Annotated in this window: 13 protein-coding genes; 11 read left to right on the top strand and 2 right to left on the bottom strand. The window is 54.3% G+C overall.

Annotated features, from left to right (window positions below):
- Window positions 1-17: 17 nt before the first annotated feature.
- A complete protein-coding gene (locus tag P0X86_RS29050; RefSeq protein ID WP_277747094.1) occupies window positions 18-881 on the top strand; it encodes an SDR family oxidoreductase in 864 nt (287 codons plus the stop codon).
- Between the two features lie 250 nt (window positions 882-1131).
- On the opposite strand, the gene murQ is transcribed toward P0X86_RS29050, so the two are convergent.
- The gene (murQ, locus tag P0X86_RS29045; RefSeq protein WP_213580936.1) at window positions 1132-2043 is read right to left on the bottom strand and encodes an N-acetylmuramic acid 6-phosphate etherase; all 912 of its coding nucleotides are present in this window, start codon (window positions 2041-2043) and stop codon (window positions 1132-1134) included.
- A gap of 55 nt (window positions 2044-2098) precedes the next feature.
- A complete protein-coding gene (locus P0X86_RS29040; protein ID WP_277747093.1) occupies window positions 2099-3055 on the bottom strand; it encodes a BadF/BadG/BcrA/BcrD ATPase family protein in 957 nt (318 codons plus the stop codon).
- A gap of 224 nt (window positions 3056-3279) precedes the next feature.
- Here P0X86_RS29040 and P0X86_RS29035 point away from each other — a divergent pair, with 224 nt between their 5' ends.
- The 10 genes from P0X86_RS29035 (at window position 3280) to P0X86_RS28990 (ending at window position 14697) form a co-directional block, all read left to right on the top strand.
- The gene (locus P0X86_RS29035) at window positions 3280-4116 is read left to right on the top strand and encodes a MurR/RpiR family transcriptional regulator (RefSeq protein WP_036663781.1); all 837 of its coding nucleotides are present in this window, start codon (window positions 3280-3282) and stop codon (window positions 4114-4116) included.
- Window positions 4117-4161: 45 nt separating this feature from the next.
- On the top strand, window positions 4162-5556 hold the full coding sequence (locus P0X86_RS29030) for an ABC transporter substrate-binding protein (RefSeq protein WP_009590111.1): 1395 nt from the start codon (window positions 4162-4164) through the stop codon (window positions 5554-5556).
- A 130-nt stretch (window positions 5557-5686) separates the two neighbouring features.
- Entirely contained in the window at window positions 5687-6604 is a 918-nt protein-coding gene (locus P0X86_RS29025; RefSeq protein ID WP_009590108.1) for a carbohydrate ABC transporter permease, read from the top strand.
- A gap of 31 nt (window positions 6605-6635) precedes the next feature.
- Entirely contained in the window at window positions 6636-7469 is an 834-nt protein-coding gene (locus P0X86_RS29020; protein WP_009590118.1) for a carbohydrate ABC transporter permease, read from the top strand.
- A gap of 14 nt (window positions 7470-7483) precedes the next feature.
- Complete coding sequence (locus P0X86_RS29015; RefSeq protein WP_090913312.1) at window positions 7484-8590, top strand: ABC transporter ATP-binding protein; 1107 nt, start codon at window positions 7484-7486, stop codon at window positions 8588-8590.
- Window positions 8591-8616: 26 nt separating this feature from the next.
- Window positions 8617-9312, top strand: a complete 696-nt coding sequence (locus P0X86_RS29010; protein ID WP_096776894.1) for a hypothetical protein — start codon at window positions 8617-8619, stop codon at window positions 9310-9312.
- Window positions 9309-10487, top strand: a complete 1179-nt coding sequence (locus P0X86_RS29005) for a DUF1343 domain-containing protein (RefSeq protein WP_277747092.1) — start codon at window positions 9309-9311, stop codon at window positions 10485-10487. Before P0X86_RS29010 ends, P0X86_RS29005 begins: the two co-directional genes overlap by 4 nt.
- Before the next feature lie 3 nt (window positions 10488-10490).
- Entirely contained in the window at window positions 10491-11681 is a 1191-nt protein-coding gene (locus P0X86_RS29000; protein WP_277747091.1) for an anhydro-N-acetylmuramic acid kinase, read from the top strand.
- A 129-nt stretch (window positions 11682-11810) separates the two neighbouring features.
- Window positions 11811-13286: an FAD-linked oxidase C-terminal domain-containing protein gene (locus tag P0X86_RS28995; RefSeq protein ID WP_277747090.1), complete on the top strand. Its 1476-nt coding sequence runs from the start codon at window positions 11811-11813 to the stop codon at window positions 13284-13286.
- A gap of 16 nt (window positions 13287-13302) precedes the next feature.
- Window positions 13303-14697, top strand: a complete 1395-nt coding sequence (locus P0X86_RS28990) for a (Fe-S)-binding protein (protein ID WP_277747089.1) — start codon at window positions 13303-13305, stop codon at window positions 14695-14697.
- Window positions 14698-14957 lie beyond the last annotated feature (260 nt).

Raw genomic sequence — 14957 nt, 5'->3', positions numbered from 1 at the left:
AACAGGAGGTCAGCGGGATGAATGACATGACAGGAAAGATCGTCATCGTAACAGGAGCCAACTCCGGCATGGGCCTGGCAACGACGTCGGAGCTGGCAAAAGGCGGAGCGCACGTGATTATGGCCTGCCGTAGTCGGGCCAGGGGCGAAGAGGCTCTTCGGCAGGCGCAGCAGGAGAGCGGCAGCTCGAACATCGAGCTGATGTCGCTGGATTTAGGGTCTTTTGACAGCATTAGGGCATTTGCTTCCGAATATAAGGCCAAATACGAGCAGCTTGACGTTCTGGTGAATAACGCCGGCGTGGTCACCATTCAGCGGGAACTGACGAAGGACGGATTCGAAGCGATGATCGGAGTCAACCATCTGGGGCATTTTTTGCTAACGAACGAGCTGCTGGAGCCCCTTCAGCATGCCAGGCAGGGGAGGGTCGTGAACGTTTCCTCCGGAGCGCACAAGGTGGGCAGCATCCACTTCGATGATCCGAATCTTGGGAAGGGCTTCAATGTGGCCAAGGGTTACGCGCAGTCCAAACTGGCTAACATTTTATTCACCAAAGAGCTGGCCCGCAGGCTGCAGCCGACAAGGATAACGGTTAATGCGCTTCATCCGGGCGCCGTCAGCACCAGCATCGGCGTGAACCGGGATACAGGCTTCGGCAAAGCCGTTCATAAGCTGCTTCGTCCCTTCTTCTTAACCCCGCTCGAAGGAGCCCGGACAGCGATTTACCTGGCATCAAGCCCAGAAGTGGAGCATGTGACAGGGGAATATTACGTCAAATGCAAACCGGCCAAAACGACCGAGAAGGCAAGGGATCCGAAGCTGGCTGCGCGCCTGTGGGAATGGAGCGAACAACAGGTCGGCCGGGCATCGGACAAGGAGTGATGAACCCACGGTTGTTTACAAGAAGTCCAGGTTTCGCGAGGGGCTGAAGCCTAACGATCCGATGGGGCAGAACGGGCATCCATGAACGATGAAACCCGTCGGCCCATCAATAAGATGACGTCTATCCGTACATAAAGGTCCAAGGCTGGCAAACAAATAAACGGGATATCCTCCAGATCGACCGGACCTGGGATATCCCGTTTAACATTTCACGACGGGTGCCATAGTTCGCACATAAGCACACGTTATGTTATTTCGTTGTTTTCATATCGATCGCGCTGCGCACAAACCCGCTGGTACCGTCAAGAAGCTTGGAGGCTTCCGCGGCACTGACGTTGGCAAGCAGCATTACGATCGCGGTTTTGACATGGGCGCCGGCTTCATGGTATGCCTTCTCCACGGCCTCCTCCGATGCTCCCGTTGCCAGGGTAATGATGCGCTTGGCGCGATGGACCAGCTTATTGTTCGACGGGTTGAGGTCAACCATCAGGTTTTTGTACACCTTGCCGATCCGAATCATGGCGGTGGTCGTCAGCATGTTCAGAATCAGCTTCTGAGAGGTGCCGGCCTTCATGCGCGTGGAGCCCATGATGACCTCGGGACCCACGACGGCCTCGATCACGAATTCGGCATACTGATGCATCGGCGATTCGTAATTGTTGCACAAACCGATAACAACGGCCCCTCTTTCCTTGGCGCGTCTCATGGCGCCAAGGACATACGGCGTGCGTCCGCTTGCAGCGATGCCAAGAACGACGTCCTTCTCGTTGATACCGTTTTCATTGATGTCCTGCTCGCCGAGCTCTTCGCTATCCTCAGCGCCTTCGATGGCCTCTTTGACGGCCCGGAAGCCGCCGGCAATCAACCCCTGCACCATGGACGGGTCCGTTCCATAGGTAGGCGGGCACTCGGATGCGTCCAGAATCCCGATGCGACCGCTGGTCCCCGCACCGATGTAAAACAATCTGCCGCCCTTCTGGAAAGCATCGACAACGTGATCGGCCGCCCTGGCAATCAGAGGAATGAGTTCGCGAATCGCATCGGTGATCAGGCTATCTTCATTGTTGATGAGGATCATGATTTGTTCCGAGCTCAACTGATCAATGTTCTGGGTATTTTCGTGAGGCTGTTCGGTTGTCAATTGACTTAGAATATTCGTCATGAGACAGGTCTCCTTTTTTGCCTTGGAATATGGACGGGCACTGATGATGTGGAAGCTACAGCAAGTCAGAGACGCCGTCAGTAAATAGCTTGCAGGCCAACAGGGCCCCGCCCTGCGCGGGCGTTCGCTCACGGTTTCCTTCAGGGAAACGGAGCAGGGGGTAACGTGTAAGCATAAGGCTGGTGTACGTCTCCCGGAACCATCGTGAATGCTTGAAAATCGAGCCGATTCCCACAAGCTCGCTCTCGGCGAATTCGGCGTTCTGTCGAATGAGCGCGCAAGTGGTATCGGCCAGCTCTTCGGCCTGCTGCCTGATAATGCGTAGTGCCGTTTCATCGCCGGCGTCGGCTGCCTCGATGCAGCAGCGGGCGAAAGAGGCGATATCCTGTTTCGTTATAGCGGGCTGGTAAATGTAAGATTTGAGGTCGGTAATATGCCGGATCGGGTAGGCTGCAACGATCAGGCTGCTCATGAGGGTGGGGGGCGTTATGCCTTCATGGCTCTTGATCACGGATTTCAGAGTCTGAAGTCCGATCTGATAACCGCTGCCTTCATCTCCGAGAAGATGTCCCCAACCACCGACGCGGTAGATGTCTCCCGATTGGGTGATGCCGTAGGTATTGGAGCCTGTTCCTGAGATTGCGAGTATTCCATGCTGACGCCCCAGTACCGCCATCAATGAAATTTCGGCTTCCGAACGCATGTAAATACGCAGCGAGAGCTGCCGCTGCCGGAAGTAGGAACGCAGGTGAGATTGTACACGCTGCCGTTCCTCTACCGAACTTATACCTGACATACCAAGGCATATTGATGTTAATAAAAACGACTTATTAAAAAGAGGGGCCATGAGCTCATCCAACACGGTTCGGAGTTCCTCCATCGCTTTATCGAATGTTACAATGTAAGGATTGGTGGAACCTCCGGTAAAACGGGACAACACTTCTCCAGCGCTATTGATAGCGGTTGCTTCGGTCTTTGTACCGCCGCCATCGACACCGATAAAAATTTCCATATTGAACCACTTCGCTTTCTATATCCAGTATAGGAGAAAAACCAGGTGTTGTAAAATAAAATTTTAAATCATGAATTATGTATTGAAATATAATTTCATACAATTTATAATAAACTCAATCCACTGATAGTGAAAGCGATACCAGTCATGCTTTCATTCAAGATGTGTAAAGTAATATTACATAGTAGTGACCATCAGAGGATGATTTGAAAAGGGGGCAAGAAATGAACGGCGGATTGGTTCGATTGCGCGAGGTGTATGATTCATTAAATCCGTCCGAGCGCAAGGTTGCAGCCTTCATTTTGCAGGAGCCGGCAGAGATGATACAAATGTCGGTGGCGGATCTTGCTGTCCGAAGCGGCTCCAGTCAGGCAGCCATTGTGCGCCTATGCAAAACGATGGGATTCAAAGGCTATCAGGATCTGAAGCTGAAGGTAGCCGGAGACTTGCAGGAGCCATTAGCCACCGGATATCAGGATATCCGGCCCAATGACAGCATTTCTGCAATTATACAGAACGTCTCGAACAATAACATTCAATCGATTCGGGATACGATGAAGATTATGGAGGAAGGGATGGTGGAAGAGGCCGTTCTGGCCCTCGATCAGTCGAAGCGCATTTTCATGTTTGGGGTAGGGGCTTCCAATCTGATCGGGATGGATGCCCAGCAGAAATTTTTGCGGATCAATAAGGTATGCATATCTTTTCCGGACCCTCATGTTCAGCTCACCTCGGCGGTGCTGCTGACTCCGGAAGATGCGGCCGTATGCATTTCCTATTCCGGTGAAACGGACGAGGTGATCCGCGCAGCAGCCATTGCCAAGGAGAAGGGGTGCAAGACGATAGGCATTACCAAATACGGAGATTCTACCTTGAGCCGATCGGTCGACATCCCTTTGTACACCTCCTCGACGGAGAACGAGATTCGCAGTGGCGCGATGTCCTCTCGTATTACGCAGCTTAATCTTATCGATATTTTATATCTTGGCGTCGCCAGCCGGAATTACGAGAATTCAGTGAAATACCTGGATGAAAGCCGGCGAGCGATCAAGCGTTTGTAGTTCATAGCGAAACCACAAATATATAAATGATAAGGGGAGTAGTACATGAAGAAAAAAGGTTGGCTTACATTGTTGGCTTCTTTGATGCTCGTGTTTACCGCGGCTTGCGGCGGTTCCGGCGGAGCGAAGGCACCGGAAGGCGGAAGCGGAACGGCTTCGGAAGGAAACGGCGAAGCTGCGCCGAAGCAGGACACGGTCGTTGTCTGGACTTATCCGGTACATGGTAAATACGAAGATGAATTGAAAGAGCATGTGGCGGATCTGAAGGAGAAATATCCGCATATTACCGTACAAACCGAAGTACTCTCCTGGGCTGAAGGCCCGAAGAAGTTCGACGTCGCCTTGAATGCCGGCAACCCGCCTGACCTATACTTCCACGCGGTGGATGGAGCTTATGTGGATACGGGCCTGGCACTGGAACTGACCCCTTATATTACGGATGAAATCAAGAACGACTACCTGCCGGGAACGCTTGAGCTGGGTCAAATCCAGGGCAAGCAGTATGGTCTCCCGCTGTACCAATCCCTCTGGGCTTGGGGCGGCAACAAGAAGATTCTCGAAGAAGCAGGCATCGACTGGAAGGCTATTCAAGAGAACGGCTGGACTTGGACCGAGTTCAAGGCTGCTGCCGAGAAGCTGACCAAGAAACTTCCGAACGGCAATACGCAGTATGCGCTGGTGACGGACGGTACTTCCCTGGACTTCATGGAAATGCTGACACGCAGCAACGGCATGCCTGACGTTCTGAACGACAAGGGAGAGTTCCAATGGAATGACGAGCGGATCCTGGATACGATGACGTTCGTGTCCGATCTGATGAAAGCCGGACATCTGCCTGCCGAGACTGCCGCGATTACGCCGGCGAAACGGATGGACCTGTTCTATGCCGAGGAAGCCGCGATCGTGTCCAAGGCAATCCCTTACTATGACGTGATGCTGCAGAACCGCGCGAAGGATATTGACAGCGGTACGGTCCAAGGCGCGAAAATCGACTTCGTCCTGCTGCCGGTTCCGCATAATGACGGGGCTGAGCGCAAGACCTCCATGTTTGGCGAAGGTTACGTGGCGTTCAAACAGAAGAAGGATAAAGGCGAAGAGCATGCAAAGAACACGTTCCTGATCATGGAAGGACTGAGCGGCGCGAAAGCCGGTAATTCCGCGAATGAACTGGTGCTGCCATTCGTGCGTAAATCCCAAGCGGAGTTTTATGAAGGCAAAGGGCTCGGTACGGAATCTACCATTAAAGCAGCAGAAATTTTCGCGAACTTCAAGGAAATTCCGGTGACTTTGAATCTCGATGCGGATGCTTCGGGCAACCAGAAGAAATTCAAGGAGCAAGTGGTGAAGCCGAACATTCAAGCGCTGTTCTCTGGCGAGAAGACGCCGGAGCAGATCGCACAAGACTTCAAGGACAAAGGCAAACAAATTTTAGGACAGTAATTGAAGTTATAAGGGGGTGTCCCGTTGTCCTTAGCAGGAACGATCGGGGCACTCCCTTTTTAAACCAATCGCTCCAGACTCTATAAGGCTTCATGAAAATACTTCACCTGTGCGCAAAGGAGGAAATCACATGCAGACTGCCCCGGCGCAAGCCCGGCCATCACGTCCCCCCATGAAGGGGTACATACGAGAATATGGATGGGCGTATTTATTCATTCTGGCTCCCGTACTGTTGTTTTTGATATTCACGCTCTACCCTGTCGCTTCCGCTTTTCTGATGAGCTTTCAGGAATACAGCGTGATGGGCTCCGAATGGATTGGAGCAGACAACTACACACGGATGGTACAGGATGAAGTGTTCTGGAAATCCATGAGGAATACGGTCATCTTCACGATCGGTACCGTTCCGGTCAACATTGTCATCACGTATGCATTATCCTTTTTTATTTTTCAGATGAAAAATAAATGGCAGACCTTCTTCAAGGCTACGATGTATTTGCCGGCCGTTGCCTCCGGCGTCACCATATCGGTGGTATGGCTTGCGATCTACGATCCGACCCAAGCCGGGTTGCTGAACCGTTTCATCGGATTGTTCGGGTTCGATCCGGTCATATGGCTCGGCAAATCGAACACGGCGCTCTTTTCGCTCATTCTGATGAACTGGCTCGGTTCGCATGGCGCGGGCATTATTCTCTATTTGGCCGCCATGGGCGGGATTCCGAAATCGCTCTATGAAGCCGCGGACATCGACCATGCCAGCGGTTGGTCCAAATTCTGGCGCATTACGTGGCCGCTGATGAAACCGACCACCCTGTATCTGCTGGTGACGGGCGTCATTACGTCTTTCCAGGTGTTCATCTCGGTGTACCTGATGACGCAGGGCGGACCGAACTTCGCGACGACAACCATCGCCTATCTGATTTACAGCACGGCGTTCAATTTCTACGAATTCGGACTTGCGGCGGCGCAATCTTTTGTTCTGGCTGCCTTGATTATTGTCATTTCCATCATTCAATTCAAATACTTCTCGTCCGACGTGGAGTACTGAGGCCTATTTTTGAAGCTAAGGGGGTGCACCTATGAAATCAAGATCAAAAGTGATCATGCTGATTGTGGCCTCGGTCATTCTGGTGGTATGGAGCGTTCTGACGATCATTCCGATGTACTGGATGCTGATCGGCTCTGTACAGGACACCAAGTCAGCGGCATCGTTTATCCCGAAAATGATACCGGAGGTATTCTCCGTAGCCCCGTACGAGCGTTTTTTTGGCAAAACCGACGTCATGAGGTGGCTCTTTAACTCCTTATTGATCTCATCCATCCTGACGGTGACCAACGTATTCCTGGCTTCGCTCGCAGGGTATGCTTTTGCGAAGCTAAAGTTTCCGGGGAACAAAGCGGTATTCTGGATTTTGCTCAGCACGATGATGATCCCGGCGCAGGTGACGCTGATTCCGCTTTACATTTTGATGATCGACGTATTTGATCTCGGGAATACATACACGGCGATCCTTCTTCCCGGAATCGTAAGCGTGGGCAACATTTTCTTGATGAAGCAGTACATGTCATCGCTGCCTACCTCTTTGATCCATGCGGCGCGCATCGACGCTTGCGGCGAATTCGGCATCTTCTGGAAGGTCATTCTTCCGATGGCGAAGCCGGGTCTTGCCGTGCTTGCGATATTCACCTTCGTTGCATCATGGAATGATTTCTTCTGGCCCTTCCTCGTGACCAACTCGACGGAAATGAGGACGATTCAGGTCGGTCTTGCTTCCTTCGTCTATGCGGACACGACCGATTTCGGCGCACTTATGGCTGGAGCAACCGTCGCGGCACTGCCGATGATGATCCTGTTCTTCTCGCTTCAGCGCTATTTCCTGCAAGGCATCACCATTGGAGCCGTTAAAGGCTAGAAGGAGGCAAAGTTATGGCACGCGTAGAATTCCGAAATATACGAAAAGAATTTGTAGACGACAACAAAGGGACGTTTACCGCTGTAGCGGGGTCGGACTTTGTGATCAATGATAAAGAGTTCGTGGTATTCGTCGGTCCGTCCGGCTGCGGCAAAACCACCTCGCTGCGCATGATTGCGGGGCTTGAACGTCAAACGTCCGGCGACATCATCATCGGGGACCGGGTGGTCAACAATCTGCATCCGAAAGACCGCGACATTGCCATGGTGTTCCAGGATTATGCGCTGTATCCGCATATGACGATCCGCGAGAACCTCTCCTTCGGTTTGAAGAACCTGAAGAAGCCCAAGGCTTACATCGAGCAAAAGGTATCGCAGGCAGCCTCCATTCTCGGCCTGGAGTCGATGATCGACCGGAAGCCGCGCGAGCTGTCCGGCGGACAGCGTCAGCGTGTTGCGGTAGGGCGGGCGATCGTTCGCGACCCGCAGGTATTCCTGTTTGACGAGCCGCTGTCGAACCTGGATGCGAAGCTTCGCGTGCAAATGCGGGTAGAGCTGTCCGAGCTGCACAAGCGCCTGGAAGCTACCATCGTATACGTCACGCATGATCAGGTTGAAGCGATGACGCTCGGTGAGCGGATCGTTGTAATGAATAACGGCATTATCCAGCAGATCGCCTCACCGACCGAGCTGTATGCGAATCCGCAGAATATGTTCGTAGCCGGCTTTATCGGATCCCCGCCGATGAACTTCATCGACGTGCAGAAGGAAGGAAATGTTCTCCGGATGGAAGGCGGGACATTCACCATTCCGGATTCGATGGCCGGTGCCCTAAGCAAATACGACAACAGGCATCTTATTCTGGGGATTCGTCCCGAGCATATCACCGGCGAGGATCTGCCGGGCACGACCAATCTGAATTACAAGTATTCCACGAAGGTCCAGGTCGTTGAACATCTCGGCTCGGAGAATCTGGTGTACTTCCGCGTAGGCAACCGGACCGTGACCGCGAAGGTTCATCCGGAAACGACGGGTTATCCGGGCATGGACAAAACCTTCATTTTCAATTTCGATAAAGTGCATTTCTTCGATCCTGAGACGGAGCAGCGTATCGATTGGTAAACAACGACGAAGAGGAGAGGAAAGCTATGCGCAAGCTGAATGATGTGTTAAAGAAGACCGGGGTTGAGATTTACCGTGAGATTACGGCGGTGGCCTTGTACAGCATGATTACCTCGCTGGTGCTCGTGACGGTGGTCATGTTCGTTCCGCTGTGGGCAGCGCTGGTGCTGCTGCCGGTTCTGTATATGCCGCTCTTCTATGGTGTTTGTTATGCCTATCACCGAAAGACGGAGCGGGGCAAGTCCAGGCTGAAGGACGTGTTTCAGGGTGCGCTGAAAGGGCTTGGCCCCGCCGTTGTGATGGGTTTCTTCTTCGTCGTGATGACATTGATCCTATGGTCCACCTGGTGGTATTACGGGGGAAAAGAAGGGATCGGCTATCTTGCGATCGGCGTGTTCCAAACCTATTTTGTCATCATGGCGCTCATCTCCCAATTCTACACCTTTCAGCTTGTCATTCAGGAAGGGATGGGGATCTTCAAGGCCATGGCGCACAGCGTCAAGCTGTTCTTGAAGTTTCCGGCCTATACGCTGGGCGCGTGCTTCCAAGCCTTCTGCGTCGCCATTCCGCTGCTCGTCACGGTTGTTGGCTTTGGATTCTTATTTAACGGCATGTGGGCCATATACCAGCATAAGGTTACGTATAATGTACTGAATCCGGAAGAGGCCAAGCCAGCGGAAGACGGTGTGGTAGCCTCCGAAGCGAGAGGTGTGAGCATATGATAAAAGTCAATGTGCGAAGCGGCATTGATGTGCTGCCGGGCATCAAGCACGAGAAAATCACGGGTCGTCGCCTTGGCGTCATTACGAATCCGACGGGGCTCACGTCGGATTTTCGTTCATCTATCGAGGTGGTTGCAGGCTTGCCAGAGTCGGAACTGACGGCTTTGTTCGCCTGTGAGCACGGGCTGCGCGGCCAGCTGCAGGCAGGCAAGCACGTGGATGACGAAGTGGATCCGGTATTCGGCGTGCCGGTGTACAGTCTGTACGGTTCGCGGCGCAAGCCGGATGCTGACATGCTGAAGAACGTGGACACGGTCATCTTCGACATTCAAGATCTTGGCGTGCGCTTTTATACGTATATGACGACGCTGTTGTATGTTATGGAGGCATGCGCCGAACATGGCAAGAGCCTGCTTGTCCTGGATCGACCGAATCCGCTGGGCGGCGAGCGCTGCGAAGGAGGTTTCCTTAAGCCGGGATATGAATCCATGGTGGGCGGATGGCACATTCCGATTAATACCGGGATGACCATCGGCGAATTTGCGCGCATGGCCAATGACATACGGGGAACCGGCTGCGATCTGGATGTCATTAAGCTGGAAGGCTGGACGCGCGGCATGGAATATACCGACACGGGCTTGCCGTGGGTGCTGCCTTCGCCGAACATTCCCACGATGGATACGGTGCGGCTGTACAGCGGGACCTGTTTCTTCGAAGGGACCAATCTTTCAGAAGGTCGGGGGACGACCCGGCCGTTTGAATGGATCGGCGCTCCATGGGTCAACGGGGAGGAGCTGGCCCAGGCGTTCAACGCATACGGACTGCCCGGCGTCCATGCCCATTCCATGTACATGACCCCTACCTTCTCGAAGCATCAGGGCGAAGGCTGCGGCGGGGTCATGCTGTTTGTGACCCATCCGGCAGAAGTAGAGGCTGTGCGCACAGGGCTTGTGCTGCTGCATCTTGTCAGCCGGATGTACCCGGATCAGTTCCAGTGGCTTAGCCCGCCGGAAGGACGAAGCCGGTACTTCATTGATTTGCTGACGGGAAGCGAGGATGTCCGCCGGCACATCCACGAAGAAGCCGGACTCCAGCGTCTGGTTGCGGAGTGGGGCAAGGACGCGGAGCAGTGGAGAACGATGCGGGCTCCGTATCTGCTGTACGGGGAGGCGTAAAATATGATGTTCTCGCCATGGAAGGAGGGCAGGCCGGCCATTGTGGTCGGCCTGATGTCCGGTACTTCGCTGGACGGCATCGATGCGTCCATCGTCCGCATACAGGGAAGCGGCTTCGAGGCATCGGTTGAGCTGCTGCATTATTATAGCAAGCCTTACGAACCGGAGCTCCGTCAGCGGCTGCGCGATTTGTGCAGTGAGGAGAATTCGAACAGCGCTGCTGTCTGCAGCATGAATGCATACTTGGGGTATCAGTTTGGAACCGCAGTCCTGGAAGCGGTTGCCGATGCCGGCATGCGCATAGATGAGGTGGATTTGGTAAGCTCCCATGGACAAACGATTTGGCATCAGCCCGTACCGGAGCAAGGGGATCCGTATTCCGTCGCTTCGACTTTGCAGATCGGCGATATTTCCGTTATCGCCAAGCGCACCGGCAAACTTACGGTAGGAGACTTCCGGCCCGCGGATATGGCGGTTGGGGGCCAAGGAGCACCGTTTGCGCCTTACGGAGACTTGATCCTGTTTCGGCATCCGGAGCGGGGGAGGCTGCTGCAGAACATCGGCGGGATCGGCAATTGTACGGCGCTGCCCGCAGGGGCGGATCCTTCGGATGTGCTGGCCTTTGATACCGGACCCGGCAATATGATCATGGATGCGGTGGCCCATATGCTGACCGAAGGGCGATTACCCTATGATGAAGGCGGCACATGGGCTGCCCGGGGGAACCCGGATCAAGTCTTATTAAGGGAGATGATGGCGCATCCCTATTTTCAAGCAGAGCCGCCGAAATCAACGGGCAGGGAATTGTTTGGCCACAATTACGCGGTTTCGTTTCTGGAGCAAGCCAGGCTCAGGAGCCTCTCGGATGAGGATACGATGGCCACGGCGACGGCGTTTACCGCACATTCCATTGCCGATAGCTATGTGAACTATGTGTTTCCTCACCACAGAATGGATGAGGTGATCGTAACCGGTGGAGGGGCTCATAACAAGACGCTGCTCTCGATGTTAGGGGAGCTGTTGCCGGAGCAGAAGGTCATGACCTCCAAGGCGCTGGGCTTCGATGACGATGCCAAGGAAGCCGTGATTTTTGCGCTGCTGGGCAATGATTTCATGCTTGGCGTTCCTAACAATTTGCCAGCGGCAACCGGTGCGCACAGGCCGACCGTTATGGGAAAACTGGCGCTGCCATAGACCATTCACTAAAGCCAGCAAACGGAAGTAACAGGCGATGGCACATCGATAATGTTAGGCAGCGATTTGGCGGTAAGTAAAGGGACTATCTTAGTAGTAAAACCCGCATAGGGGAGGGGGAGAAACAACATGCTGGAATCTGTCATTCGCGAGCAGCTGGCCGCCGTGGTTGGCGGGAAGTGGTTCAAGGATGATCCGGAAAGTCTCGTCTCATACAGTTATGATGCTACGCCTCTGTATCAAGCGATGCCGGACGGAGTTATCTTTCCTGGAAGCACGCAGGAGGTCTCCGACATCGTCAAAATTTGCTCGAAGCACCGGATACCCGTTATTACGCGGGGAGCGGGCAGCAATCTGTGCGGCGGCACCATTCCGCTTCAGGGCGGCCTGATCGTGGTCATGACCCGTATGAACAAGCTGCTGGAGATCGATGCGGATAATCTAACCGCGACCTTCCAGACGGGTCTGAATACAAAGCAGTTTCATCTGGCGGTCGAGCGGACGGGGCTGTTCTATCCTCCGGATCCGAGCAGCATGATCATCTGCACGATGGGCGGCAATATTGCCTTGGGAGCCGGCGGGCTGCGCGGATTGAAGTATGGAACGACCAAGGATTACGTACTCGGCCTGGAGGCCGTATTGCCGGACGGCAGTATCCTGCGCACGGGCGGCAAGCTGGTGAAGGATGCCGCCGGGTATGATTTGACCCGGTTATTGGTGGGATCGGGCGGAACGTTAGCCATACTGACGGAAGCCACGGTGAAGTTAATTCCGAAGCCTTCATACAGAAAGGCCATGGTCGCCGTATATGATGACCTTCAAGCGGCGGCTCGAACGGTATCCAACATTATAGCCAATCATATATTCCCGTGCACCTTGGAGTTCATGGATCAGCCGACTCTTCAGGTGGTTGAGGATTTTGCCAAAGTCGGGCTCCCGGTTCACGCCAAAGCGATGCTGGCGATCGAGCAGGACGGCAGCGTGGAGGATGTGGAGCGGGATCTTAAGAAACTGGAGGAGATATGTCTTGCTTCCGGGGCGGTGCAGCTGAATATCGCCAAGACCCCGGAAGAAGGGGCGAAGGTGATGGAGGCGAGACGGAGCGCTCTCGCTGCGCTGTCCCGTCTGCGGCCGACCACGATCTTGGAGGACGCAACGGTTCCGCGTTCGAAGATTGCGGACATGGTGCTTGAAGTTCAGCGCATCGCCCAGAAATACGATGTGCAGATCTGCACGTTTGGCCATGCCGGGGACGGCAATCTGCATCCGACTGCGATGACGGATGCCCGCGACCCGGAAGAAATTCATCGCGTGGAAGAGGCATTCGCCGAAATCTTTGAGGCGGCGATTGCCATGGGCGGCACGATTACCGGCGAGCATGGCGTCGGTATCGTGAAGGCGCCTTACCTGGAATGGAAGGTGGGAGAAGCCGGCATCCGGATGATGAAATCCATCAAGGATGCAATCGACCCGCACCAGATCATGAATCCGGGCAAGCTGTTTGCGGAAACCCGAAAGCGCATCGTATTCCAGGAGCGGACGGAGCAAGCAGGGCGGGACTCAGCTTCGAATCAGGATCAGGATCGGAAGATCGAAACATCGTGAGAGGAGGCGATCGCGCATGAATTCAACCCATGAGAAGCTTGCACAATCGCTGAAGCTGGTGCTGGACGAGGATCAATTGACGAACTGTATGCGCTGCGGGTTCTGTCAGACCGCATGTCCGACCTTCATCGAAACCGGGCTCGAGGCTGCCTCCCCACGCGGGCGGATCGCCCTCATGAAAGCGGTTGTCGATGGTTTGATGGAACCGGATGAGAGCTTTCGGAGCCAAATGGATCTCTGTCTGGGGTGCAGGGCATGCGAGCCGGCATGTCCGTCCGACGTGAAATACGGCCAATTGATCGAGCAGACCCGGGCGGCCATTGCGGCGGAGAAGCCTTATTCGCTGCCGGTACGAGTCGTCCGCAAGACGTTCCTGCAAGGGATTTTCCCGCATCGCGGAAGACTGAAGCTGATCGGCAAGACGCTATCGTTCTATCAGAAATCCGGGCTGCAGAAGTTTGCGCGCAGCTCCGGGGCCATGAAGCTGTTTCCCGACCATCTTCAGCAGCTGGAAAAGGCGCTGCCTGACGTAACGGGCGATGGTCTGGAAGAGCTGTGGAGCAAGGCCGGCTTGCCCTACCGCCGCGAGACGACAGGGAGCGGTTCCAAGCTTATGGTGATCCCCGCGTCCGGGGCCAGGGTTGGCCGGGTCGGCATGTTCCGGGGCTGCATTATGGATGTCATGTTTGCTTCTACGAACGTGAACACCGTGCGGCTGCTGCGCCAGGCCGGGTTCGAGATTGTCATTCCGGAGGAGCAGGTATGCTGCGGTGCGCTGCATGCCCATGCCGGTGAAATGGACGATGCCAAACAGCTGGCCGGCCAGAATATATGGGCTTTTGGGGAAGCAAACGTAGATTACATTGCAAGCAATGCGGGGGGCTGCGGCGCCCTGCTGAAGGAATACGATCATCTGATGCATGCCGAACAGAATGAGCGGCTTCAGCAAGCGGCCGTTCGTTTCGCAGAACAGGTAAAGGACATCTCGGAGCTGCTGAGCAGTCCGGGACGGCCGCTTACGCCGATTCAAGCGGAAAGCGCGAATAAGACCGTTAAGGTCACCTACCAGGATTCTTGCCATCTGCGCAATGTCATGCGGGTGCAAGGAGAGCCTCGCCAGCTGATGCAGCAGCTTCCGGGCGTAGACATGTGCGAGCTTCAGGGAGCAGAGGTTTGCTGCGGTTCCGCGGGCATTTACAATCTGACCCAGACGGAAATGTCGACGACGCTGCTCGATCATAAGATGGAGCATGTGGAGGCAACAGGGGCCGAGGTCATCGTGACCTCGAATCCGGGCTGCCTGCTGCAGATGAAGTGGGGCATCGAGCGTGCCGGTAAACAACGCATCGAGGCCGTTCATCTTGCCGATTTTCTGGCAGGGCAGGTATGGATTGAGGATAAGGGCGAGTAAAGAACAATCGGGGCATTTCCATGGTCATCATGATCAGGGGAATGCCCTTTTCTCGTTCAACTCCCTATTATGGCCGCAGATCCTATTTCGATCCAACGATCTCTTCTCTTGCATGGTTTTTTCAAACGTACAGTCCGCGTAGCATCAAGAGACTATCTGAGAACGTGGCTAGCGGAAGGGGATCGGCCGTAATCGTTATAGACCAACGAACCGGTTTACATCGTTCCCAATCAACGGTATGGTAGACCCACAGGGAGGAT

It is taken from the genome of Paenibacillus sp. BR1-192, from assembly GCF_029542445.1.
Taxonomy (GTDB): domain Bacteria; phylum Bacillota; class Bacilli; order Paenibacillales; family Paenibacillaceae; genus Paenibacillus_AQ; species Paenibacillus_AQ lautus_A.
Note: the sequence above shows the minus strand (reverse complement) of the source record. Positions and strands in the feature narration are given on the sequence as shown.

Excerpts from the sequence above, each read along its gene's own strand:
- P0X86_RS29050 (WP_277747094.1), top strand. The coding sequence starts at position 18 with ATGAATGACATGACAGGAAAGATCGTCATCGTAACAGGAGCCAACTCC.
- P0X86_RS29020 (WP_009590118.1), top strand. The coding sequence starts at position 6,636 with ATGAAATCAAGATCAAAAGTGATCATGCTGATTGTGGCCTCGGTCATT.
- P0X86_RS28995 (WP_277747090.1), top strand. The coding sequence starts at position 11,811 with ATGCTGGAATCTGTCATTCGCGAGCAGCTGGCCGCCGTGGTTGGCGGG.
- murQ (WP_213580936.1), bottom strand. The coding sequence starts at position 2,043 with ATGACGAATATTCTAAGTCAATTGACAACCGAACAGCCTCACGAAAAT.
- P0X86_RS28990 (WP_277747089.1), top strand. The coding sequence starts at position 13,303 with ATGAATTCAACCCATGAGAAGCTTGCACAATCGCTGAAGCTGGTGCTG.
- P0X86_RS29010 (WP_096776894.1), top strand. The coding sequence starts at position 8,617 with ATGCGCAAGCTGAATGATGTGTTAAAGAAGACCGGGGTTGAGATTTAC.
- P0X86_RS29040 (WP_277747093.1), bottom strand. The coding sequence starts at position 3,055 with ATGGAAATTTTTATCGGTGTCGATGGCGGCGGTACAAAGACCGAAGCA.
- P0X86_RS29000 (WP_277747091.1), top strand. The coding sequence starts at position 10,491 with ATGATGTTCTCGCCATGGAAGGAGGGCAGGCCGGCCATTGTGGTCGGC.
- P0X86_RS29005 (WP_277747092.1), top strand. The coding sequence starts at position 9,309 with ATGATAAAAGTCAATGTGCGAAGCGGCATTGATGTGCTGCCGGGCATC.
- P0X86_RS29025 (WP_009590108.1), top strand. The coding sequence starts at position 5,687 with ATGCAGACTGCCCCGGCGCAAGCCCGGCCATCACGTCCCCCCATGAAG.
- P0X86_RS29015 (WP_090913312.1), top strand. The coding sequence starts at position 7,484 with ATGGCACGCGTAGAATTCCGAAATATACGAAAAGAATTTGTAGACGAC.
- P0X86_RS29035 (WP_036663781.1), top strand. The coding sequence starts at position 3,280 with ATGAACGGCGGATTGGTTCGATTGCGCGAGGTGTATGATTCATTAAAT.
- P0X86_RS29030 (WP_009590111.1), top strand. The coding sequence starts at position 4,162 with ATGAAGAAAAAAGGTTGGCTTACATTGTTGGCTTCTTTGATGCTCGTG.